Origin of the sequence: Campylobacter concisus, from assembly GCF_003048905.1 — a bacterium.
GTDB classification, from domain to species: Bacteria; Campylobacterota; Campylobacteria; order Campylobacterales; family Campylobacteraceae; genus Campylobacter_A; species Campylobacter_A concisus_V.
This window is the reverse complement of sequence record NZ_PIRO01000001.1, coordinates 948,862-973,046: the sequence shown is the minus strand read 5'-3', so window position 1 is coordinate 973,046 and position 24,185 is coordinate 948,862. Positions and strand designations below refer to the sequence as shown.

Annotated in this window: 18 protein-coding genes and 1 pseudogene; 7 read left to right on the top strand and 12 right to left on the bottom strand. The window is 33.2% G+C overall.

Annotated elements, in window-relative coordinates:
• Positions 1-5 precede the first annotated feature (5 nt).
• The 3 genes and pseudogenes from CVS95_RS04935 to CVS95_RS09975 all read left to right on the top strand — a co-directional run.
• Complete coding sequence (locus tag CVS95_RS04935) at positions 6-1,079, top strand: ABC transporter substrate-binding protein (protein WP_009649437.1); 1,074 nt, start codon at positions 6-8, stop codon at positions 1,077-1,079.
• 22 nt (positions 1,080-1,101) lie between these two features.
• Complete coding sequence (locus CVS95_RS04930) at positions 1,102-1,614, top strand: hypothetical protein (RefSeq protein ID WP_034965947.1); 513 nt, start codon at positions 1,102-1,104, stop codon at positions 1,612-1,614.
• Between the two features lie 59 nt (positions 1,615-1,673).
• Positions 1,674-1,759, top strand: a pseudogene (locus tag CVS95_RS09975) (TetR/AcrR family transcriptional regulator); the annotation flags it as partial.
• A gap of 314 nt (positions 1,760-2,073) precedes the next feature.
• Here CVS95_RS09975 and CVS95_RS04920 read toward each other — a convergent pair.
• A complete protein-coding gene (locus CVS95_RS04920; protein ID WP_107695779.1) occupies positions 2,074-4,215 on the bottom strand; it encodes a site-specific integrase in 2,142 nt (713 codons plus the stop codon).
• Positions 4,216-4,634: 419 nt separating this feature from the next.
• Between CVS95_RS04920 and CVS95_RS04915 the strand changes: the two genes are divergently transcribed.
• The 4 genes from CVS95_RS04915 to CVS95_RS04900 all read left to right on the top strand — a co-directional run bounded on the left by CVS95_RS04915 (position 4,635) and on the right by CVS95_RS04900 (position 9,727).
• Complete coding sequence (locus CVS95_RS04915; protein WP_107695778.1) at positions 4,635-5,786, top strand: Cj0814 family flagellar-dependent secreted protein; 1,152 nt, start codon at positions 4,635-4,637, stop codon at positions 5,784-5,786.
• A gap of 105 nt (positions 5,787-5,891) precedes the next feature.
• Entirely contained in the window at positions 5,892-7,646 is a 1,755-nt protein-coding gene (locus CVS95_RS04910) for a response regulator (protein ID WP_107695777.1), read from the top strand.
• 96 nt (positions 7,647-7,742) lie between these two features.
• Positions 7,743-8,924: a Cj0814 family flagellar-dependent secreted protein gene (locus tag CVS95_RS04905; protein WP_107695776.1), complete on the top strand. Its 1,182-nt coding sequence runs from the start codon at positions 7,743-7,745 to the stop codon at positions 8,922-8,924.
• An 11-nt stretch (positions 8,925-8,935) separates the two neighbouring features.
• On the top strand, positions 8,936-9,727 hold the full coding sequence (locus CVS95_RS04900) for a cell surface protein (protein ID WP_413784118.1): 792 nt from the start codon (positions 8,936-8,938) through the stop codon (positions 9,725-9,727).
• 73 nt (positions 9,728-9,800) lie between these two features.
• On the opposite strand, the gene CVS95_RS04895 is transcribed toward CVS95_RS04900, so the two are convergent.
• From CVS95_RS04895 to CVS95_RS04845, 11 genes are all read right to left on the bottom strand, one after another.
• Positions 9,801-10,637 (bottom strand): polyribonucleotide nucleotidyltransferase, encoded by an 837-nt coding sequence (locus CVS95_RS04895; protein WP_107695775.1) that lies wholly within the window; start codon positions 10,635-10,637, stop codon positions 9,801-9,803.
• 116 nt (positions 10,638-10,753) lie between these two features.
• Positions 10,754-11,857, bottom strand: coding sequence for a Cj0814 family flagellar-dependent secreted protein (locus CVS95_RS04890; RefSeq protein ID WP_234400009.1), 1,104 nt, complete (start codon positions 11,855-11,857; stop codon positions 10,754-10,756).
• Between the two features lie 656 nt (positions 11,858-12,513).
• Positions 12,514-14,106 (bottom strand): relaxase/mobilization nuclease domain-containing protein, encoded by a 1,593-nt coding sequence (locus CVS95_RS04885; RefSeq protein WP_107695774.1) that lies wholly within the window; start codon positions 14,104-14,106, stop codon positions 12,514-12,516.
• Between the two features lie 47 nt (positions 14,107-14,153).
• Entirely contained in the window at positions 14,154-14,483 is a 330-nt protein-coding gene (locus CVS95_RS04880) for a plasmid mobilization protein (RefSeq protein WP_107695773.1), read from the bottom strand.
• Between the two features lie 361 nt (positions 14,484-14,844).
• Entirely contained in the window at positions 14,845-15,138 is a 294-nt protein-coding gene (locus CVS95_RS04875; RefSeq protein ID WP_103576526.1) for a type II toxin-antitoxin system RelE family toxin, read from the bottom strand.
• Positions 15,128-15,379, bottom strand: coding sequence for a type II toxin-antitoxin system Phd/YefM family antitoxin (locus tag CVS95_RS04870; protein WP_009295321.1), 252 nt, complete (start codon positions 15,377-15,379; stop codon positions 15,128-15,130). The genes CVS95_RS04875 and CVS95_RS04870 overlap by 11 nt, the downstream gene beginning before the upstream one ends.
• A 601-nt stretch (positions 15,380-15,980) precedes the next feature.
• Entirely contained in the window at positions 15,981-18,008 is a 2,028-nt protein-coding gene (locus CVS95_RS04865) for an AIPR family protein (RefSeq protein WP_107695772.1), read from the bottom strand.
• Between the two features lie 9 nt (positions 18,009-18,017).
• Positions 18,018-18,926 carry a PD-(D/E)XK motif protein gene (locus CVS95_RS04860; protein WP_107695771.1) on the bottom strand — a complete coding sequence of 303 codons (909 nt, stop codon included), beginning with the start codon at positions 18,924-18,926 and terminating at the stop codon, positions 18,018-18,020.
• Positions 18,919-21,582, bottom strand: coding sequence for a Z1 domain-containing protein (locus tag CVS95_RS04855; RefSeq protein ID WP_107695770.1), 2,664 nt, complete (start codon positions 21,580-21,582; stop codon positions 18,919-18,921). Before CVS95_RS04855 ends, CVS95_RS04860 begins: the two co-directional genes overlap by 8 nt.
• Positions 21,572-22,975: an ATP-binding protein gene (locus CVS95_RS04850; RefSeq protein WP_107695769.1), complete on the bottom strand. Its 1,404-nt coding sequence runs from the start codon at positions 22,973-22,975 to the stop codon at positions 21,572-21,574. Before CVS95_RS04850 ends, CVS95_RS04855 begins: the two co-directional genes overlap by 11 nt.
• Positions 22,956-23,981, bottom strand: coding sequence for a DNA cytosine methyltransferase (locus CVS95_RS04845; protein ID WP_084042020.1), 1,026 nt, complete (start codon positions 23,979-23,981; stop codon positions 22,956-22,958). Before CVS95_RS04845 ends, CVS95_RS04850 begins: the two co-directional genes overlap by 20 nt.
• Positions 23,982-24,185: the final 204 nt, after the last annotated feature.

The window sequence follows — 24,185 nt, the reverse complement described above, 5'->3', positions numbered from 1 at the left end:
GAAAAATGAAAAGAAGGATTAGTTTATTATTATTTTTAGTACTAGCATTAATTTTAAATGCTTGTGGCGGCAGCGAAAAAGAAGCTAGTCAAGTGCAAGAAGTTAAAGAGGTAAAAGAAAGCGAATACTCGGTTACTGATGTTAGAGGAAAAACGATTAAATTTGAAAAAACACCGGAAAGAATTGCAACGGTGGACAAGCCTCTTCCGTCTATAATATATGCAATTGATGGAAAGACAGATAAAATTGTAGGATGCAACCCATCTTCTATTAAAGCTTTTGAAGAAAGTGTTTTAAAAAACATGTATCCACAACTAGCTAATGCGAATACTAAATGGTGTTCAAAAGACTCAGTTGTTAACGTGGAAGAGTTATTGAAGCTAAAACCGGATGTAGTGTTTATTTATTCGAATATTGAGAAAGAAATTGAAAAAATGGAAGCTGCAGGACTTAAGGTAGTAGCTTTAAAGAGGGCAGAATTTGACAGTATAAAAGAAAATATAAAAATGATATCTGAAGTACTTCAAAAGAAAGAACGTGGCGACTTATTAGTTGAATATATGGACAAAGGAATTAATGAAGTAACATCAAAGTTAGCTGAAATAAAAGATGAAGATAAACCAAAAGTTATAGAGTTTTATAGTGACATGAAAATAGCTGTAAAAACATACGACCATTGGATGAAACCAAGTGGAGCCTATAATCCGGCCCACGAGCTTAAGGGTAAATTGGCTGAAGTGGACATGGAGCAGATGATTGTATGGAACCCTGATATCATTTATTTAGGAAATCATTCAGACTTAATGCCGGAAGACTTTATTGAAAATAAGCAGGAAGGTAGAGACTGGTCAACAATTAAAGCTGTAGCTAACAAACAAGTATACAAAATTCCTATAGGTGTTTATAGGTGGGATCCTCCTGGGGTTGAAACTCCGCTTACAGTTAAATGGGCTGCAAAAATACAGTATCCACAATTGTTTTCAGATATGGACATGGAAGTAGAGTTAAAGAATTTCTTTGAATATGTATATGATTACAAATTATCAGATGATGAAGTTGCTACAATATTGAGGAAGTAGTTTTAACAAGAAAGGAAGAAACATGGATAAAATAAAAGTATTAGAAAAAGGACATGAATTAGAATATAGCTTTGATGATTTACTAAACTATCATGGTGTAGGTTATCCCGGGGGAGTAGCTCATGCATTTCAAGTCATGAGTAGAGCCTTTCCACTTTTAGATGATGGGAAATTATTAGAAAGAAGAGAGATATATCTTATTACAGCATTTCCGGGACCGGGAGGGCTAGATGCTTTTGAAATGGTAACAAGATGCGTAACAGGTGGTAGAATTTCCGTTGATATTAATTTAAAAGAAGCTGAAGAAGTCTTAGAAAGTCCCCATGGAAGATATTATTTTAAATTCAAGTATAGAGATAAAACAGTCGTTATAACCATAAAGCCAGGTTTTGTACTAAAAGAATTTATTGAATTATCAAGAAAAGAAGATAGAAGTGAAGAAGAAGAGACTACTTTGATTCAGATGAAAAAAGATATGGCAGCAAGACTATTGGCCGCTAAGCCCGAAGAAGTATATAACGCAAAAGTTCTATAAAAGAAAAAGAGAAGGGTTTTGATATGTGCCCTCTTTACTGGACAAACCAGTAAGGAGGGTATTTTTTTGAAAATAAAGATGCGTTTGAGTTATTAGTGTTTGGTTCTTATGGAAAAAATACAGTAATTTTTTAGGCTGTATAATAAATATGGGGTTTTAGGGACTATCCCTAACGAGGTATTTTTGTCTGACTTGTCGGACAAAAAGTATCCTCGCCCAGATGAAATACAAGATGGCTTTTTGATAGCAAATACCATATATAGAATATATATGCAAGCTGGTTCAGGTTATGCTTTTCGTTGTTTATTGATCCGTTTAAGATAAATAAAATAACATATAGCAAAATATTAAAAAGTCATAAAATTAAGCATAATTTCAGAATCTTAAATAACCTTAAATTATAAATCAACCTTTACTATTTATGTTAACAATCCCATCATTCTAAATAGTTTACTACGCTCACCCTTCCCCTCCTTGATAAAAATTTACCTCTTCAACTAGATCCTTTAGAATTTTTGGAGTTACTGGCTCTCCATAAGTGTTCATGGTGATCTTGTATTGTTGTTCATGTCCTACAAGAGCAGCTATATGTTCAACCCTTTGACCACTTTGAATGAGCTTGTTTATGAAAGTGTGTCTAAATGAGTGAAATGTCCTTGTCTTATCATCATCTTTTATAACTTTAGTATTGATCTTCTTTCTAAAATACTCAGAAAAGTCTTTATTGTCACAGCTAAATAGCCTAACTGCTTTGCCACATTTCCTAGCTAGCTTCTTTTTACTCTCTATAAATTCAAATAGCCCAATGCTACTTAACTTAGAGTGGATAGGAACTATCCTTACAGAGTTTCTGGTCTTTAAAGTCTTACTCTTGCCTGTTTTTACATCTATTTTTGTATTTAAACTAAAGCATACTATGTTATATTTTTCAACTATGTCATCTGTGTTTAACTGGATTATCTCATTTAGTCTCATGCCAGAATAAGCTGCTATATGGGTAACGAAAAATAGCTCATCTTTGCTAATTCTTTGACTTTTAGTATCACCACTTGATCTGATCTTGTTCACAATATCCAAAAGTGCGTTTACATCACTATCTTCATAAGGATTTTTATTTGTAACATCATCTTGGTTTATATTTATTTGCAGATCTATAGCTGGGTTCTTATCTATATAGTCGCTATCGTAGCAGTATTTAAAAAACTCACTAACTCTAACGATATACTTCTTAATGGTTGATTTAGAAATTTTTGGTCTATCCTTTGCTAAAGCTATGATCTCATCTAAGCTTTTATCTTTATAGAGACTATTTTGAGAGAGCTTGGTTGGTAGTTGTAGTAAGACATTCCTAAAATTTAGCAAGTCATCTCTTTTTATCTTTTTAATATCTAGCCCATCACCAAATTTCATAAACATTAGCCGTCCTACATGTCTAACAAGACCAAATGTGCTATCACTCCAGTTGTTTGAAATACTAGTGTTTGATACATAGTTTTCAAGTGCACTCTTTAGCGTGACCATGTCAGCTTTGCTCTCGCTTTTAGTAGATGAGACTAGCTGTGATTTAAAGCTTCTAGCTCTATTTGAGAAGAGCTTTTGAAAGAAATTTATAGCCTCATTGAAAGTCATGCCACTAACATCACTTGTATCATCTATCGTAAGGTCTTTAGCCTCAATGTCACTTAAAACTATGCCCTTATCTTCATATTTATCTGCCTTGTATAGCTTTATCTGACCACCAAAAGTAGGATCATTTAAATTTCCATACCCAAATTTTAGATCACTGCTTAGCTCGTTATCTCCATCTGGTATTAGCTCACAGCCAAATAGCCTCAATATATCATTGTTTGTTAATGCACCCTTTTGTTTAGCTAGCTCATTTATAGCTTCTGTTAGCTCGCAAATAGAGTGCTTTAAGGACTTTTTAGTAAAAGGCAGCACCAAATTCTGCTTCTTTAAAGTCTCTATATCATCTTGATAGCTATTGATATTAGCTTCATTGATGCTCTTTACTATCTTCTCTTTGGTGCTTTCATCTAAATTTGCACTCTTTTGCTTTTTACCAAGTGGTACAAATGTCTGTTGCTTATCATTTAGTAGCTTTTGGTTTTTGCACATCTTATATGATATGTGATTTATGTTATCTATCGTTGCTTCAAGCACTCTTTTGCCAAGAAGCTTTTTGGTGTGAGAGTCAGTGCAAGATAGCTTTTTGCAGATATCATCAACCTCTTTTGATATTACACTGGGCAAGCTATCTTCTTTTAAACTCTGTTTTAAAAACAAATTTAGTGATAGTAGTCCATCTAAATTTATATATCTGCCAAGTATATCATGCTCTTTGATACTTTTGGCCTCCTTGGCTTTTAAAAGCATAAGCACCAAGTGCTCTATAAGTTCGCTGCTCAAATTCATCTTCCATGCCTTTTTGATCGCGTTAAAAATTATAGAGTAGATCTTAGCACGATTTTTTGCTGTATCAAAGCGTTTTGTTAGGAAGGAGGTTATGTATTCGGTTTTATTACCAAAATAAGGCCTCAGATATAGTGGGATGGCTACTCTAAAGTAATATATGCCATTTCGCTTGACCAAATATTGCATCTTTGTTACCTATGCAATATAACTTTGTAGCAAAATGTAGCAGATACCTAGTGTGAAACTGGCTGTGTGCCGTCTTTTTGGTGCTTACACAAGGTTTATTTTTAAACCCTCATAAGCCGGAGGTCGGGAGTTCAAGTCTCCCCCGTGACACCATAAATGTCCTACTTATCGATACTTTAACTGCCCTTTTTGCAGTTTCCCTCTCTTTAAAATTTTCTAAAAGTATGGTACACTTTTTAAAAAAGTGGTACAGTTTTTTAGAATTGTTTTATTTTACAAGATGCTTTCTATAAATTTGCTTTTATTTTTACTGATAGATAAAATTTTTATCTCAAAGCGAGCAAACATAAATTTATCTCGCTTAAATTTTCGGCACAACTTTTGCTTACTCTTTGAAGCTAAATTTCAAGGAGTAAGCTATGAAAGTCTCTTATAACTCCATCTTAACAAAACAGCACTACCAAAAACAGACAAAAAGCGAAGGCTTTGTAAATTTCTTACCTAAAACTCCAAATATAAATTTGATAGACCAAACCATTATCCCCAAAAACGACTTTGTTTCATCTAACGCTATCAGTTCTCTTTACCAGGCCAAATTTACTTCACAAGAGGGCTATGGATATAGTGTAGATGCCAAAGGATTTATGGGAGCTGACTTTAACAAAACAGCAGACTTGCAACAGGACTTTAAACTACACAAAAGCACACTTGATGCGATAGTGCTACACAATCAAAAACATCCAAACTATACAAATACTTCAATGGATACAAGAAAGGATAATATGCTCTTTGGAGAGGATAGTTTTGCAAATATCGACCTAGCAGATACCATAAAGCAATACTATAAAATTTTTGATCAAATTTCAGCTAGAGTTATTAGTAAGGGTAAAGAGTTTTACTCAAATGAAGATCTAGCAAAGATGCCAAAGGGCTACTTTTCAAAAGATAAAAAAATGGATCATTTCGAATATCTAATGGGTAGGATGACAAGCGATGAGCTAGATGGACTAACTGATAGGAGCAATGAAAAGGTAACTCATATCTTTAGGACAGTGCAGGACGTAAACGATGCACGCAAGCTAATAAATGATCTAAGTGATATAAATGTAGAAGTCAATGGAAATTTCCTTGACTTTTCTCCAGAAGTAATGACAACTGAGCATACTAACCCTTATATGTGGGTTAGTAGTGCTGGATATGACTTCAAGCCTGATATGTCTGTGTATGATAATAAACAAGGCTATACAAAGGAGCAAATCTTTGTTGCATTTTTAAAAAACGAGCAAGGTCTTGTGCTACAAGGTGGCACAACAAGGATAACAGACGAGGCTCTTAATGTGTATAAAAGTTCATTAATACTTACAAAGCAAGATAGAAGTGAGATAGGCATACCAAAGGCTTATTATGATGAGATACTATCTGGCAAGAAAGATCTAAAAGATATACTAGCTAGGATTTTAAAGCTTAGAAATTTAAAGCTTAGAAAAGATCACACGCTTGAGGGACTAGCTAGTAAGATAATGGATGTTTTAAAAGAATTTGATGAGAGGACGAAGACAAGAGAGCTTTAAAAAATATAACATAGAAGGCATTCGCTCTAAGCCCTTTTAGCTCCCATACTACTAAACATTTTTTATATTTGCCGATATAAGATATATATTTTAAAAGGATTTAAAATGAATATATCACCAAATTTAGAGCCCATAAATATAAATTTACCCAAAGATATGATCTATTCAAGGGTCCTTCTTGGCGTAGATAGAGTGCAAACTTTAGACAACACAAATTTAAAGTCTGAGCTTAAAGACATCGCTACTAAGCTTATCTCAAATAGCACTTACTCTATCATCCAAAGCGCCAGCACCAGTGGCGTGAAGTCAGACTACTCTAAAACAGATATTGGGCTAAATCAAGCTTTTTCTTATAGAGACATCGAGAGGAGAAACTGGGACAAAAAGGACTTTGAAAACAAATATCTCTTTGGCGAAGATGCCTCAGCACTAAGGAAAGTGGATCAAACTAGAACCTATTTCTCATCTATAAATTCAAAAACTCCCATTAAGCCCATTGCTGTAGCAGATACTAAATTTACAAATTTAAATGACTATGCCTATGAAAAAACGATAAAAACCTCACTGGGTGATGTGGAGGTCTTTTTGGATCTTTATGACGATAATGACAAGCTAGGTATAGGCAAGCTAGATGCAAATGGATTTTTATTTAACTTTGATAGTAACAAGGACGGAGTGATAAATTCTGGCGATAAATACTTTGATAAGTTAAAGGTTAGAGGCTACGACAAAGACGGAAATGAGAAAATTTTTAAACTAAGCGAAGTTGTAAGCGAGATAAACCTTAACGACTTTATCAAAAAGGATATTAGAAATTTAAGCCATGAGGCTATGGACTTTGCTAGCAAAAACACGGTTGATTACAGAGTTAGTTTAAACAACTCAAACCCTTATACTCTTTTCTCGGCCGAGTATCGCTACCAAAAGATAGGCAAAGAAGAGACTAATAAATTTTTCAAAGACCATGCAGACCAAGACGGCTGGGTAGATCTTAGGGATAATAAGATATTTAACGAAGAGAGTGGCTTAAGCAACTTTGCCTATGAGAAATTTGGCTTTGACGGCAAGAAAAGGCTTAGCGAGTTTAACCCTATCATAAAACCATCTGGATCTAAACAAGATAAGAGCTTTTCATACGCAGGCTATCAAAAAGATAGCTTTATGAAATTTTATAACGACTACCAAAAAGAGTCTAGCGCTCACAGCAAAGACGTAGAGTGGGTAAGCAAAAATTTAAAAGAAAATGATGTAGAAGACGCAGATGATCTCATCTCAAAGCTAAAAGCCATAAAGTCATCTTATATGATCGCTATGGAGAGTGAATTTGAAAAAGCAACTGGGCTTGAGTTTAGCCTAGAAAATTTAGAAAAAGTAAAGCATGCTTTTGAGAGTGATACGAGCAAGGCTGCAGCTGCTCTAAAGGACACAGATAGTGTAATAGCTATGAAGCTAAACAAAAATGGCACTATCACGCTTAAATTTGATAGTGGAAGAGAGCTAGAGGTAAAAGAAATTTATAACGACACTGGCAAGCTAATAAGCAAAGATGACAAAGATAGTAAAAGAGCAAGTATAAATTTAGATGCTAAGAGCATGAATGATGTAGATCTAAATAGACTTGACTTTAAAGATATAGGCATAAAGCAAGACGAGAAGATATCTAGTCTAAAAGAGCTTGGAACAAAGCTAGTTAAAAACCTCTCTGATAAATTTACAAGCAAATTCCTGATCGGACTTGAAAACGGCAAAAGTATCACCACTAAAGAAATTTACAACATTACCTACCTTGAAAATGACCTAAAATTTAAAGAACTATCTAGCAAAGATAGGCTTTACAAAAAGGTAGATACAAGAGTTTAGGAGTAAATTTATGCATACTAGAAAGCCTTGGCGAAATAAATCTTTTCATAAAAAAGACGATATCTTTGGTGTGAGTTTGAGCTAAAAGGATCTAAGATGATAAACGCACTTGGTAGCTACCCCTTGAATTTAGAGCAGAACATAAAGGTATCAACCAAAGTTTCTACAAACCAAACTAGCTCTAAGGTTTTAGGCTACAAGGTAGATAAAGATGGCTACTTTACAGATGAGTTTAACAAGCAAGCTGGCATACCAAGCGAATATAAAATTCACTCAAGCACACTGGAATCTTTAGTCAGGATAGAGACGCAGCCTAACTATATGCAAAGGACTTTTGACAGCATCGATATACTAAAAACTGTAAATAATGCCTACAAAGTTCTCTCCCAAGTAGTTGGCGAAGACAAGCTAAACTCAAAAGATAGCTTTAGCTTAGATGAGATAAGAAATTTCCCACAAGGCTTTGAGTATAACCGCCAAAGCATGCAAGTAACAAAAATTCATAACTCCATTCATAAATTTGGCTCAGCTGCAGCTGATTTTAACGGCAAAGATAGTAGCAAATCAATGGTATATACACTCTTTTTCAACCCAAGCTTTAATGGCGGAGATGGCAGGCAGCCACTAAAGCCAACAACAGATATCTTTAACAACAACAATGGTGGCAAAGAAAACACGATCATCGGTGTATTTATGGATCCACACGGAGAGAAATATACAAATAAAGACGGCTCTATAACTAAAGGTGGTCTCATAGCAGCCGTTATAAACAACAACCTTGATGTAAGAGAGGGCGAGACAACAGTAAAAGGCAAAAGAGAAGGCTATGACAAGAGCGTAGATAGCAAGGAATTTAATAGGGCATTTGAGCTGTTCGAGCTTATGGGCGAGATGAAATTTGGACCTGGCTTTATAAATGCTACTGATAACGATATAGCAGGCATGCCTAAATATATGCAAGATCACATTAGATCCAAAAGAGACTTTGTCTATATCGACTTGCAAAGTGGCTTTGTCAGCACTCCTGAAGATAGACGTAGGGGATATGAAGAAGACGAACTCTCATTTAAAAAGATGATGGAGCGCAATCTAAAAATGTTAAAGCTACTTTTTGGCGAGATAGACAAAGATGGCAAGAAGAGTAAGGACTTTATGGATAACTTTTTGAAATTTAGTATGCCACCTTTAAATTTAGTAAAAGAGCTAAATGAAAACCCAGCTGGAAAATACCTAGTAGATATGCTTGGTATAAAAAGAGAAGTTGATATAAAGGCGTAGGGGGAGCTGAAATGTTTATTACTACCTATAATGGATCGATGCAATATAAAGAAATTTTAGATGACTACATAGCTCACGGCAATAAAAATTTACCTGCCGAAGAGGAGAAAGCTAAAGTTGATGCTTATATGCAAGGACCATTTGGTGTTGGACTAGATAAGATAATCGGTATAGAAGAAGGAACAGAAGACTGGATAACAAAAACCATAGATAAAATAGATAGTATGCTATCAAACAAATACTCTCCAGAAGAGCGAAGAGCTCTATACGGAAAATATCCAGAAACCATAGAAAAAGCGATAGATTGGGAACTTCAAGGCTATATGGATTTTCTGAGGGATAACTCTATAGACGGCAAACCAACAATAGAAGGTAAGATGATAGGTCTTGGCACAAAAGAAGAGGAGGCTGGCCTAAGAGCATTTATGGATAGCATGTCTTCTCTATATCCAAACTATAACGATGAATCTCTTAACCTTTTAAAAAGGACTGATCTAGGCATAGATGAATTTAAGACTTTATTTGCCAAAGCAAGAGAAAAAGCAACAAAGGATGTTGAAGAACAAAGAAAGCAGATAATCAAAGAAGAACAAGAATACAATGCAAATTTTGCTAAAGAGCAGGCTGAGAAGAAATTTAAACCTATGCAGGTTAAGAAGAAGTATGAGACCTATGATATAAACAAGGATCAGAAATTTCTCTATGCAAGAGAGCTTTTAAATTTCAAAGAAAAAAGAGGTATAGATGTCTTAGAGCTTATGCAAAAGATAGATAAGAAGCAAATTTTAAATAAGATGGCTTAATAAATAAAGCAGAACAGATCATTCTCTACCTTGTCATAGGGTAACTTAGTAGCAGCTTGTGCTAGATATAAAGCTAAACCTTTTTATCGACAACCTTTTTACCATTTTCTTCAAGTTTTTGCATGATACGAAGCACATCGATACCTCGTTCTCTCTCAAGTTCTTGAAGCTTGAGTAAATATGAAAATTTCTCATCCTTAGTAATGTCATAAGTTTCAGTGTTTTTGCTTTCAGCTTGGATAGGAGTAAATTTTTTCTCTTTGGTGTCGTCTTTTTCTTCTTCAACGCTCTCTATATCCTGAAGACCTTTTTCATTCATCTCTTTTAGTATATTGACAGCATTTTTAGCATCTTCGCCAGATAAAGTTATATTAAACCGCTCTTTTAGTGCATATTTAGCCCACTCCTCTTTAAACTCATCAACGCTCATATCGCTATCAAGTAGATCAACAGTCCTTGAGTTTTGCATAAATAGCAGCTGGCGATTGCCACGATATTCATTTAAAAAATCATTTACAGTATATGCGGTATCTCTTAAAATTTTTGGCTTATCATTGTCTGGTTTTGCTTGCTGACCTTGTATGTATTCTACAAATAAACCTTTGCTTTCATTTATGAAATTTTTAAGATCTGATAGCTGCTCGCTTGTAAAATCAGGATCATAGCCTCTAAGCTTTCCTATGATAGTGACTTTTGCTTCATTGCCTTTTGTAAAGCCAGATAGCGGATATATATGTCTATCATAAGCCTCGGCTTGAGCTTTTCTATCTAGCCTTGCATATTTAGGAAAGCTCATACCATATCCCATATTGTTATCAAGGATCTCGTTTATATCGTTAAATTTAAACCCCATCTCACTGGCTATGTGCTCTCTAGACAGATAAGGATACGGCGAGTTAGAAATTTGCATTTTACTATCCTTAATAAGTTTTAAACTACCTAGTGACTTCTCAAAAATTTATTTGAGTGAAAATCTCTTTTGTTTAAATCGACCTTTCAACAATTTAGTTTATATATGACTTATCTCTACACAAAAGTCTTGCTAATAGAGCCTATCCTCTCACTCCAAGAATTTGCTAGAGAATTTAAATCCTCTCTAGTTGGCTTAAATTTCTCATATTCGTTTGAGGAAACACTTTCTACATTAGTGTTCTTTGATCTTGCATACATCAAAAGTGTTAGCTCTTTAAGTCTCTCTTTTATGAGTGCTTTTATACTCTCATTGTCTTTGCCAACCTTTTCAAAGTCCACAAAGTACTCTTTATACTCTCCAGTACTTGAGATATCATTTAAGGCAGCGCTACTTAGCTTAGTCTTCGCACTATCGCTGGGTAGCGGTCTAGAACTACGTAAAAATCCCATAAAAAGAGCCTCTTTGCTATAACCTTCATCTAACTTATAAAAAGAGATATCAGGATTAAAACTAAACTCATCACCTGCCTCGCTCATCGTAAAATCAACCCCTTTTACTATGAGCCTAACGCCTGCACTTGATAGCTCTTTGCTAAGAGTTTTGGCGCTATTTAGCTCATCGGCGCTAGAGTAGATGTTTGAGATAGTAGAGTTTGATAGATCTTTTAGCAAGTGTCCTTTGGCATCATAGTGAGTGCCTTTTGTGCTGTAACCTTTTGGTAGTTTGCCTATATCTGCAAGGGTGTAGCTCTTTTTATCATCACCTAAAGCGCTAGACGTCATTTGGTCAAATAGTCTGTAGTAGTGCTTTATAGTGTCGGCCATATCGATGTTATCAAAGATCTTTATCTGCTCGTCCTTGCTCCTGATACGGTTTAGCACATGGTTGCGCTCGGCAAATCGGCTAAGCTCATCAAGCGTGCTTTTATGGATTTTAAAGTCTTGCGGCAAGCCTGCAGCTTTGTTAAAGTCAGCTCCCATAAAGCCAGCCTTATCTACTGTGTAGCCATAAGCTTGAAGGTCGTTAAAATTTAAAGAGGTGAGACTATTTTGTGAAGAAGTGGTATAAGTAAATTTAGCTGGCTCTTGGCTTGGCTCGCTAATCTTTTCTTTGGTCTTTTGGTTAAAGAGATCACTAAAATTTAAAGTCCTATCTTGTTTGTGTTGTTGCTTAGTGTATGAATTTACATTGGTGCTTAAGATGCTAATATCATTCATGATTTGCCTCCTAGCTTCTTGTATGATACCAAGCAAAACATATTCCAACCCACAAAAATAAAAAATCAATCAATATAAATAATATCTATGGGCTAAATTTATTAATTTAAAGCCTAATATCAAAAATCAATAAAAGATGCAAAATTACTTTTTTAGATTCTTATTTTTTAAGTTTTAATTAAAGTAACCATAAAATAATTGACTATCCAAATTTATCAGCCGAGATAGGCAAGTGACAAATATACCAACCGCAAGAATTACAAATTTTACTTTTTTAAGTCATTCTTTGGTGGGACTGGTTTAATTCTAGTATGCGCCAAAATTCAATTCAGATATTAGGGCGAGCATACTCTATGTAGCTACAAAATGTTACCATTCGCAGCTCCATAGAGGCTCGCAAGGAGAGCTTGCCGCTCCCTTGACCCACGCTAAAAAATATTTTCTTAATTAAAAATGGCCATGCAGGATAGGCTATTTTTAATAAAATATTAAGTTTACTAAGGTAGCCATAAGTATAAAAAATAATTAGACTAAATTATTTTTTTGTGGTCTCCAAAATATATTTTAGTAGATTTTTAAAATGGCAGTGTAATAAATATAGTTTTGGAAGTGATAAATGAGATGATTATGCAATAAACTTAATAGAGTCTCTATATTTAAAACATATCTAGACTTTGAGTCTTTTCATTGCATACATCACCCATATGGTGATTTATGCTGGCTTTCTGGGTATATTCACGCTCCTCTATAAATTCTCTACATATTCTTGCAGCCTCTTGTACTCTATCTGTAAGCTCTCGTATTCTTCTCTCAAATTTTGGAATTCTCTTTCTGAATTTTCTAATTTTTCTTTCAAACGAGATATTGAACTCTCGTACATATCTCTTTGTTGTTGCAAAGATTCCGTTAAGGCGTCGTTGCAATCTTTGTTCAAGCTCTTGACTTTCTTTGTTAGCTCTGTCACATTTGTCCGTAATATCACAAGCTCCTTCTCGCAGTCTTGTTGCAAATTCATTATTTCTAATTCGTGCTTGCTCCTTTCGTCTTCGATCCTCTTCGTCAAGCGCTCGTTCTCTTCTAGTAATGCTTTCTCTAATGCTGTCATCCTCTACTCCATTTTCATTAGTATAAATTTCCTGCTCTCGTTCTCTATTATCTCTTCGTCTTTTGGAATCGATATGTAATACTCTCTCTGGGTCTTGTCCGCAGCAGGTCGGCTGTATCTCCATTGTTTTGGTATCGTCCAAACCATTTCGTTCTCTAACTTCTTCTCTTTTACCATCCAGCCAGCCACTGCTCCCAATATTAGTGCGATAGCCGTTGATAGTAAGATTATCACCAATCTGTCCTTGCGGTGTAGGGATATTGCTTTTTGAAGTTCTTTCGACATATCTTTTTTGATTAAATCTATCTCTTTTAGCAATAAGCTCCTCAAGTTTTCGCCTATTTTCTCTACACTCTTTTTGTGTATTTCTATCATGGAATTCTCTAATTCTTCTGCTTGAGCTTTGGCTGAGTTCTCCAAGTCTTTGAGTGCTTGTGAAATTTGCATCGTATATTCCTCCTTTGAGACGATTTTTTGTTTTTTTATTAGGCAGTATGATCGTCATGCCTTTTTTGTTGATTCTAGTTATTTCGATACCACTTTGTGTAAGAAGCTCAATTACATGATCTCTATTTTTAATAGAACCTTGCTTAACTAGATCGTGCAACTTTTGATCCAGCTCTTCTAAATTTTTATAATGATTGATGTTTTTCTTGCTAGATAATATAGTTTGTTCTTTTGCTGGATCATCTGGACTTGATAGTCCATACTCATCGTTAATGATCTTTTTAATTAGATCTATTCTAGTTTGATCATATTTGGCAAAATATGGATTAAATGATTTTCCTGTTTTAAGATCAATCTTGGAAACCAGGAAATTTAACTCAAGCCTACCATCCTTGTCTGAGTGTTCTACCCATAATACATTTGTACGTTCAAGCATATACTCACCCAAAAGAGCATATTCAAAATCCTTGATAATTTTTAATTTCTGCTCTTCAGTCAGAAAGTCGTGCTTCTCTTCAAATGATAAAACACCAAAACAGGTCTTTTGTTTATAAGTGATGCCTTTTATAATGGCTCTAGTTAAATTTTCATCACCTTTTATAACTCTTGCTGTTCCAGCAGCCTTTCTTTCATTTAAAAGGTAATTTATGCTCCCAAGGCCACCACCAGTATAAGTACGAAGAAATTTAACTAGCATCACTAGCGCCTTTATTTGTATTGGTACAAGGCAAATCAAGCAACATATTATTTACCCAATGCTTCATAAACTTTATGTAAAATATCATTATCGTCTGCTATGATCTCAATACCAACTCTATCCAGGCTTTGTCCACTATTTAATTTGGCGGCTATTTGGTTTATGTTTTGTCCATGTCTAGACAGTTCAGTTAAAAGCTCCCTCTTGATTGGTGCATGAATCTGCTTAGATAACATAGCTCTTAGAGCAAATTTTGAGAAAGTTAGGCCACTTTCTTGTAATTTATCATTAATTGCCGACCATTCTGTGTTGCTTAGCCTAAGTCTTTTAGTTATGACTTTGGTTACCTTGCGCTTTTTTGTCTTTTCAGAACTCACGTAAATTTTCTCCTAATCTAAAAAAGAAGCCACTCAAAAAATCCTATGTTATAAATTTTTTGGCAGACTTACTCTTTAAATATCTTTTAAGGTTATTTTATAAAAATTTACAGTCTAAAACAAGGAATTTGGTAGGCTTCAGCCCCCTAAAATGCGTATTTTTTAAAAATACTATGAAATATATAATATAATTTTTGTAGCTTTTAAATTTTCTCTTAGAAATTTAGTCCAGTATGAGATTAAGAAAATAAAATAATAAATTTATAGGGGTTATGCTCATAACAAAATAGCGCTTTAAATAGGACAAGCTAGTAACATGAAATTAGTTACTAGCAAATCACAGATGACTAAAAGTCTAGCTTTATGCTTGGTTAAATTTATCCTTTAGTATCTCGTATACTTCGTTGTTCTCTCTTTTGCCAACAACTAGCACAAGCACTACGATCTCGCTATCTTTTACTTGATATGCCAAGCGGTAGCCGACATCTCTTAGCTTGATCTTATAGACATCTCCATAGCCTCGTAGCTTGTCCTTTGCAACCTTTGGGTTTTCTAGACGCTCACTTAGCTTCTTTTTAAACTGCACTTTTATGCTATTGTCAAGCTTTTGCCACTCTTTTAAAGCACTTGGCAAGAACTCTAACTCATAGCTCATCTAGGCTTACTTTTACTGGTTTTTCACCACTTGCTAAAGCAGCGTCTACTGCTTTACTTAGATGATACTCTTCTATTATCTCTGCCATTTTTTCATAGACAGCACTAGGTACTAGATATGCGCTAGGGACATTGTGGTTTAGTATAGCTACGACATTATCTCCAGCTTGTTTTAAAATTTGAGCTGGAGACTTTTTTAGCTCGCTTATACTAGCTGTAAAATTTGCTTGTATGGTTTGCATTTTTATCCTTTATTTAATACCTAAAATAATACTAAATAAGATATAAATATAGTCTTAAAGCTCATTCTTCGAAATTTGACCCTATTCATTTTCATACGACACCATCTCTACTTTAGCCTTTAGCGTGTTAGCGTTAATAGGCTTAGCATAATCAAAATAAGATAAACCTTATTTTGATTTTTTACCATAAGATATAAATGGTTTCATTATAATCACAATAAATCTATTACACCAATAAAATTATTGGGTATATATAGATTAACACCACCGGACAGAGCGATTAGTATAATTTTATAAATCAAATAAGCTAATATACAAATAAAGACTTTCAAAATCTAAGACAATATTTCTAGGGTTACAAGCCCTCGGTACATCCTGACGCAAGATCCTAAATTTAACATACCATGAACTTGATATCTTGAAGCACGACACTTAAAAAGGAATACCAAAAATTCTCTTCTATTTAATTTTATACATTTTTAATATTCAGTTAAGATTCATTTTTATCTACAATCAAAGAAGTATAGCTTCCAAAATAGTTTTAACACTATACATACAATTACTGAAGTATATCCTTATTGACTGGTATAAAATATAGCCATTATATCAAAAAACCTTCTTTTATAGCATTCTCATAAAGATCATATAAAATAATAGCTTGCTTTATAGAAGGAAGTCCTATACTTCCATTTGCAATTTTTGCCAATATATCCATTTGCTTCATAGATATTTGGTGTCTTATTTCATCTTTTTCATAATATTTTAAAATCTTGTCCCAATCTTTAAATTTAACGACAAACGATTGAACTTCTATATTGTCATCAAGTTTCTTGTCTTTTCTTGCTTCTTTTTTTATATACTTTTCTTCTTCTGCACTACTTAATATCTCATCATCAAATTCTAAACTCAATTCAATATCTTTTATACTATCCCAGCATAACTTCTTTTTACACCATTGACCTATATTTGCATTGCCTTCCGGCGGGTTAGTTATGTTAGTATATATTTTGCTAGCAACTATAGAGATTATATTCTCTAAATTATTAGATATTTTTTGTTCATCCCATATTTTAGAAAAATTTAAAAATAATCTATTTTTTTCTAAATAATACGATAAGTACGATAGGGTATAGGCTACGCATTGTGCCCTATAACCACCATTGTACCAAGTGGCGTAAGAAACAAGTTTTTCAACTTGTTTAAACATTATAATTCTAGATACTGCTTCTTTAAAATAGTTGCTCGTTATACAAAGCTCATCTTTTTCTAACATTTGAGTAATATGTTTTGCAAAAGCCATAAAGCTATATTGTGCGCCTTTTGATACAATATCCGGCGATTGTAGCCAAGCGATTTCGCTTTTAGCTAAAAATGTTTTATCTATAAGTTGTGACTTGGGGTTTTCTATTTGAAATTTCTTTTTATCTGTGCCACTTAAATATGCTTGTTCATTTAAGTATTCGCCCCTTACCCTCTCATAAAACCAATGAGTTCTTACTTGTATTCCATCAACAGCTGGTGCCAAATTTCTTCTTGAGCATTCTTTGAAATCTTTATGGAAAGGACTATTTGAAAAGAAATCCGATTGATTTATCTTGTTTTGGGTATTTGCGTATTCGCTAACTTTTGAGACAAATTCATCTTGTTTTTCGGCGTCAGCAACTACAGATAGTTTCATCTGAACATAAATTTTTGATACGTCTAGCTTTGAATTTTTACTTGAAGCATATATGGCCGATACGGTCTGACCTCCATTGACAATCTGAAAATTTGATATTTTTATAATTTTGCCATCTTGTAAAATAACATCATTAGCTGTTGCAGTTATGCCATTATTGTATGCGAAAAACATCTCTGGCTTATATTCTATAGTGTTTCGCAACCCCTTATTGACGTTGCCTCTAAACTGCAAAAAAGTTCTGACGTTTTGTTCTAAAAGTCTAGAGCCAAATGTATCATAAATTTCAACTATTGTCCTACCATCTATTACGCTTAAATAAGATCTGTAGTCTTTCGCCGGCGTGTCTACTACAAGCGCCGGCAAATCAACCTCAACGTCAAAGTTGTTTTTTGAGTTATTTATAGTATAGATTTTATATAAAAACTCAATATCTATGATGCGATATTCCGCATCAATGCCAGATAGTACTTTATTTGGGATGCTTGCTAAATTTTTAGTAATTTTTCCATCTGTTATAATGATAAGGCGGATTTTTTTAATTTCATTTTTAATTAAATACGAATATATATTATAGGCCATTGAGTAATGCTCAAAACCCTCCTCCATAGTATCATAAAGTTTTTGGAAACTCCTTAAAAGGAAATTTTCCAGCTTTTTAAATTTTGATTCTATCTGCGCTTTTATGAGAGTTTGTATATCATCACTTTGAAAAAAACAATGCACTAGAAGGCTAAGCTTACCACGCTCTACATCAAAGTCATATCCACTTACTTCCATATCTCTTTTATTGTATTCAGCAATCATGTAGTCTTGCGATAGCTCTCCTTCGTCAACAAGAGAGTCACAGACCGACTCAAAAAATGCTTCTTGTTTGCTTATACCTCGGCTTTGGGCTTGACTCACGATATCCTGCATAAAATCTTGATGAAAGTCATATAAACTAACCATTTTTTGCCTTTAAAGTTTTATTCTCTCCAACAAAAATTCATTGCATTTTAATAAATCTACTGTATATTTTACGTTATGAATTCTGGAATCTATATCTATGGAAGTAATTTTTGGAAATTTATTATCTACATTAAAAAATAAAATTTTATCTATTTTAAATTTTAATAGTTCTACTTGGAAATTTGATTTATAGCCATACGAAAAAAGCTTTTTATAAAATGATTCTACGTCAGCGACCTTTACTTCTATACTCTTTATGATATCCTCAACACTAAGTCCTTGCGAATTTATAGATAAAGAGTATACTGCGAGATATAATTTTTCTTTAGTTGTATAAAGTTGATAAGCAGATGAAATTATAATATGTGGTGACTTTGAAGCTTTATACGTTTTAATCTCAACAGCGCAGTCATTAAATAAAAAGTCTTGTTTATCAAAATCTGCCCCAACCCAAGAACTTAATGCCTCTTCAAAACCAACTTGTTTAGCTGCAATATTATTTAAAAAACTAAGTTCACCAAATAGCCCCATTTGCCTTTCTGTCCCAAAATCATCATCATTTGAAATAAAAAATTTTTTCCATTTTAGGAGTCTTGCTTCTATATTGTCTAAAACATTTTCATTATTATTGCAAGTATTTAAAAGAGAAATAATATCGTTGCAAACCAATACAAATAGTTGCCAATTGGAATTATCGTTTAGTGCTATATAAAATTTGGTAGCATCTTTAAAATCTTTTCTTAGTGTATTTAAACCAATAAATTTTATACTCTTTTTACTAGTTTTTATACAAAAATCTAGTTCAATGCCAAAAGTATATCTTCCATCCAAATCCACTATCCAAAAAATATCATATCTATTGTCACCATTAACCCTTCTTCTGGTATTATTTTTCATATCATTCCAAGGATTAATCATCTTGCTCTTCTAATTCTTCAAATTCAAAAAGTATCTCTTCTTGATATACCTTATTGATTAAATATTTAATAGTTTGAGAGCTACTACAAACACCATCATTAGGAAAACAAACGCCATAGGCTGGTAATATATCGCAACCAAAGCCGATTTGATTGTTTTTAGTGTCTAGTATATGTAACATTAAAATTGGATTTTTCAAATTTTTTCTTAAAAATGAAGACCTGTCGCCCCTTTTTTCTTTCTTGCTTTGTTCATAAATTTCATCATCTAGTAATGCTTTCTCAGGATCTCCTGCCGATAGTTTTCTATTCCCAAGTTCTATATAATCACCTCTGTCTTGCAATTTTGAGCGCTCTTCCATATTTATCCCAAATTTTTCTAAAAACACACCCTTTCCTCCATAAAGAACAACATCCCACAGTGTATTCTTATCTTCCAGATACGTCCTTATAAAATCTAAATGCATATGTGCTTTTATAACATTAAAGCTATCTATAAAATTTAATATTTTCATTTTATCTATACTGTTATATATAGTGGCACTTCCTTTTTTACTACCTCTATTAAGTGATTCTATAAACTTTTTTAAAATATTTAAATTATTATCGTGTAGTTGTGGGTTTTTAGCAAATCTTACGGTTTCTATTAGCTTTCCACTTAAATCCAATGAAATACATTTTTCTTCTGCGTTTTTCATCTTATTTTTGGCTGTAATTTGTAATTGACTATTTGGATCTTGTCTGACAGCTAGTCCAAAATTATAAGGAGTTAGACCGTCTTCCGCCATCTCTTTAAATTTATACATAAGCTCATTCGTAGCCTCAATAATAAATTTAAAATAGTTTTGAATATCTTTTGGCATATAAATTTTACATAAATCCTCATAGTCTTGTCTATACCCAAACCATCTACCCATCTGCATAAGCGTATCATAGAATATTGTACTTCTTATAAAATAACTAACACTGAGTCCTTCTAGAGTAAAGCCACGTGACAGGCTAAGTCCTCCAACCGCAATGACATTTATTCTTTCGCCAGTATTATATTTAAGTGGCTTCTTACTCTTTTGGTGAACCTCTATTACTAGAATACTAGTTGCAATTTCAGATAATTTTTTTGAAATCTCTAACCATGAGAATTCAATATCAAATTTTGTCTCAAAAATATTCTTTAAGTTTAGTATCAAGCTACTTTGTTTTACCGAATTTGGAAGTAAAATAAAAGCATTAATATCATTTTTTAACGCTTTTAAATATTCATCTATCAAACATGCAATTTTTTCGTGTACATCAGAAAAGCGACTAATATTAACGAGCATACTATTGTGCTTAACTTGTCCCCTTAAATCCCTTATTGCAACATTCAGTATAAACATATTTATAGCCTCAAGTAAGCTTTTCGGCAATTCAGATATAAGGTGATCTTTTTTGTGGTTTAAAGGAATTTTTTCATTATAATCATTAATATCTATTAAATACTTACCAGGATTATCTATAAAAATCTTTTCAGCACCGAAATAATTAGTTGGTGCATCAAGGGCATATATGAAATCTCTTGGAAATAAATCTTTAGAAATCTGCTCATTCATATTTTTAATTTTTACGCTTTGCTCATCTTCTATTGTGTGATCTATAAAAATATTTGCATAAGGTGTAGCAGTATATGCAACATAGGAGCTTTTTTCAAAAAGTTCCAAAAGGGCTCTCAGCTCTTTATTTATGGTAGTTGGATCGCTTTGTTCTTTTGTATTTATGGAGGCATAGTCAGACTCGTCGTCTATCAGCAACATGGCATGTTTTGAAATTTTATTATTATAATGAGATTTGATCCATGTTATGACATTAGAAAGAGTGCTCGCATTTTTCTTAATAACCAAAAGTACGGGTGTATTGATATTATCAAAATTTATACCTTGTGAATTTTTATGTGCGTCTCTTGTATTAAAATCGCTCACTTCCGTAGTTAAGCTAATAGGTTGCATTCTATTTGCATTAGGCAGATCATCAAGTCCAACCCCGACTATTTTTGAGTCATTTTTACCAACAAAAGCCTCATTTATACGAATTTGGGTCTGGTTTCTAAGATTGTTTTTATCTCCAGCAACAATAACTATAAATTTATAACCAATATCGGCAGCCTTACATATCAATGAAGCGTAATTTGAAGTTTTACCAGATTGAACATGCCCCACAACCATACCGTATACACTAAATTTATTCTCTCTCGGATCTCCAATTTGATTCATTATCATATCAGTATCATCATCTACAGTTTTAATGACTTGCGGAGGTAAGAAGCCTTTATAAAATTTTTCCAATCTATCCCAGTAAAAATTACTATTATTGGCTTTTGTGTTTATACTATACCAAGACGTATTGCGTAGTTTTTGTTCATCACCTTTTATTACCAAACCTACACTCATCTTGATATTAAAATATTTTTCTAAGTTCTCTTTTAGTTTTTTATAATCATTAATTGAAAGATTGCCGTCTTCGTTAAATATATCAACTTTTATGTCGGACTCAATAACTTTTCTTGCTCGAAATACTTCATTGTCAATATCTTCCTCTTGCAAAACCCCATTTTGTTTAGAATACTTGACAATCAAATTATTTTTTGAAAAATTAAAAACCTTTTCATAAAAACTATATTCCATCCAACAGCTCCTTATGTTTTTTAAAAATCTCTATTTTTTTTATTTCATCTTCGCTAAGCCCTATATTTTTTAGATGTTCCAGTATTTTAACCACTTCTGTATTTGAAATAATATCCTCTTGTCTAAAATTATGTGGCTTTTGCTGGACTTGCACCTGTATAGCTTCTAATGGCATGCATGCCTCAAGTGACTTTAGATATAGCTGAAATAGCTCTCTCGTTTGCAAATCCAATAAATCTAATAATTTTTGATGTATCGGATTTTCTTTATTTATTACAAAATAGATTTTGCTATCTTCGCAAACTAAATCCCAAAATCTAATAATATTTTTATCGTTTATTTTGCGACCGCGAGTAGAAAAGGGTTTTACTCCGTCTTTTATGGAGTATAAAGCAACTCTTTTGAGCGCATCTTTCAAGCCGGCAACCGGATTTGCGATAGACTTTTTTACATCAATATTCCACAACTCGTCTTGATCATTTGAAATTTCAATCTTTATACGAACAAGCTTTGTTGTATCGCTAGATTTAAGAAGACCCCACCATTTACCGTAAACAAGTAGCCTGTGGGCTCTGTATAGATAAAAACCTTGGGATTTTATATAGCCGTCTCTTCCACTATATTTTTCCCATTCCGATGAAGTCACTTTTGAATGATGCGGTAAAATAAATGGAGTAATTTTTATTTCTTTTTCGTTGTATTTAATTATTTCTGTAGATTTTATAAAGGTCGCATCGTGAGTTGGATTAAACGGATTAAAAGGCATTAATGGATTATTGTTGATGGATATTTTTATTTTTCTTGCGCCGTCAGCTCCCTCTAAAAATTGATGAAAAACCAAAGACAAATGCTCTCTTAGCGGTTCTAAACATTCTGAAATTTGCTCGATTTTGTCTATATCTTCCCATACAACAAGAGTAGAATTATCGTTTTTATAAAAATCTTTAAAGATTTCAAGATTTTTATACTCGCTCAACTCAGGCGTCAAAAGTAGCCATTTATCGCTTTTAGAGATATAGTCCAAGTCCCATTGTTTAATGTTTATCTGATTACATTTTTTTGATACAACGGTAAGTTTTTTACATTGAGAAAATGAAGCCGTTTTAAGACCTAAACCAAATTTACCAAGTGCGATATCATTTCTTTTCTCATCTGGATTTTTTGATGATAGCCTCATAGCTTCTATTAGTTCATCTTCGTCCATTCCCGCACCATTATCTAGAATGCAAAAAAACGGTTCAGGATGCTGTATGGCATAAATTTTTATATCATTTGCGCCAGCTGATATACTGTTATCAATGATATCTGCAACTGCTACCTCGAAAGTATACCCTATGTCGCGAAGCGATTTGATAAAATTTGCAACATTTGGATTAATTTCTATCGGATCCATCCAACACCGCTACAATCTCTTTTGCAATTTTTTCAACCATTGGCACAACAACAGAATTTCCAGCCTGCTTATACAACTGTGCTCTTGATATGTTTGATGGGAGTATAAAGTCCCTTGAAAAGCCTTGTAAATTAAAACATTCTTTTGGGGTTAATCTTCTTATTACACCATCATCTAATATAATTGGTATATTGTGTCCACCTGCACCCATATTTGCAGTTAGAGTAGGGCACACATTTGATTTATTAGGGCGAACATAATAGCGTCTATACTGATAAACAATATTTTCATCCACTACACTCTCTATCACTTTACGGTGAATTTTATTATTTTTGTCGTTATAAATATCAGTCAAGGTAACGCACGAGTTATCTAGAAAGAATTTTATACTTTTTGGTTTCTTATTTGTTTCTTTAGGAATTTTAAACTTGCTAGATAGTAGATTGGATTGTTCCGTTTCTTTTATATTTTCTTTTATAGGTTTTTCAAATAAATAGTCGTCTTCATCCTTAAAGCCTACAATATAAATTCTTTCCCTTCCCTGTGGTATGTCTGTATACTTTGCAGCGTTTAATATAAATGGTATAAAAGAATATCCAGCTCTTTTTATCTCATTTCTAATGGTTTTAAAAGTTTCACCGTTATTATGAGAAGCTATGGTTTTAACATTCTCTAAAAAAAAGGCTTTCGGCCTTAATTCTTTTAGTAATCTTGATACTTCAAAAAAAAGCTTACCACGTTCATCTTCAAACCCTCTGCCATGTCCAGCAAGTGAAAAGGGCTGACAAGGAAAACCTGCTGTTAATATATCTATATCACTTAAATTTTTACCATTTAACTTTTTAACATCTCCTTCAATGAGGTTGGTGCTGACGTGATTCAATCTGTAAGTTTTACAAGCATCTTTATCAATTTCATTTGCCCATACAACATTACAATTTGAATTTTTAAATGCTTGGCACACACCACCAACTCCAGCAAATAAACTTCCTACTCTGTAAGTCACAAAAAAACCTTTTTAATTTTTATGAATTATATAACAATACTTATAAAATATAAAAGCATTTAGTTTTAGAGTAGTTAGCCTCAAAATTCAACTTCTTTTCCTTAAGTGCTGTGCCATATGATATTGCTTTGCGTATGGTTTGCATTTTTATCCTTTATTTAATACCTAAAATAATACTAAATAAGATATAAGAATAGTCTTAAA

What these genes read in the sequence shown, in the direction of transcription:
- CVS95_RS04910 (WP_107695777.1), top strand. Translation starts at nt 5,892, where the DNA reads ATGAATATATCACCAAATTTAGAGCCCATAAATATAAATTTACCCAAA.
- CVS95_RS04855 (WP_107695770.1), bottom strand. Translation starts at nt 21,582, where the DNA reads ATGGAATATAGTTTTTATGAAAAGGTTTTTAATTTTTCAAAAAATAAT.
- CVS95_RS04920 (WP_107695779.1), bottom strand. Translation starts at nt 4,215, where the DNA reads ATGCAATATTTGGTCAAGCGAAATGGCATATATTACTTTAGAGTAGCC.
- CVS95_RS04935 (WP_009649437.1), top strand. Translation starts at nt 6, where the DNA reads ATGAAAAGAAGGATTAGTTTATTATTATTTTTAGTACTAGCATTAATT.
- CVS95_RS04905 (WP_107695776.1), top strand. Translation starts at nt 7,743, where the DNA reads ATGATAAACGCACTTGGTAGCTACCCCTTGAATTTAGAGCAGAACATA.
- CVS95_RS04870 (WP_009295321.1), bottom strand. Translation starts at nt 15,379, where the DNA reads ATGCAAACCATACAAGCAAATTTTACAGCTAGTATAAGCGAGCTAAAA.
- CVS95_RS04885 (WP_107695774.1), bottom strand. Translation starts at nt 14,106, where the DNA reads ATGCTAGTTAAATTTCTTCGTACTTATACTGGTGGTGGCCTTGGGAGC.
- CVS95_RS04900 (WP_413784118.1), top strand. Translation starts at nt 8,936, where the DNA reads ATGTTTATTACTACCTATAATGGATCGATGCAATATAAAGAAATTTTA.
- CVS95_RS04865 (WP_107695772.1), bottom strand. Translation starts at nt 18,008, where the DNA reads ATGGTTAGTTTATATGACTTTCATCAAGATTTTATGCAGGATATCGTG.
- CVS95_RS04860 (WP_107695771.1), bottom strand. Translation starts at nt 18,926, where the DNA reads ATGATTAATCCTTGGAATGATATGAAAAATAATACCAGAAGAAGGGTT.
- CVS95_RS04875 (WP_103576526.1), bottom strand. Translation starts at nt 15,138, where the DNA reads ATGAGCTATGAGTTAGAGTTCTTGCCAAGTGCTTTAAAAGAGTGGCAA.
- CVS95_RS04850 (WP_107695769.1), bottom strand. Translation starts at nt 22,975, where the DNA reads ATGGATCCGATAGAAATTAATCCAAATGTTGCAAATTTTATCAAATCG.
- CVS95_RS04930 (WP_034965947.1), top strand. Translation starts at nt 1,102, where the DNA reads ATGGATAAAATAAAAGTATTAGAAAAAGGACATGAATTAGAATATAGC.
- CVS95_RS04915 (WP_107695778.1), top strand. Translation starts at nt 4,635, where the DNA reads ATGAAAGTCTCTTATAACTCCATCTTAACAAAACAGCACTACCAAAAA.
- CVS95_RS04890 (WP_234400009.1), bottom strand. Translation starts at nt 11,857, where the DNA reads ATGAATGATATTAGCATCTTAAGCACCAATGTAAATTCATACACTAAG.
- CVS95_RS04895 (WP_107695775.1), bottom strand. Translation starts at nt 10,637, where the DNA reads ATGCAAATTTCTAACTCGCCGTATCCTTATCTGTCTAGAGAGCACATA.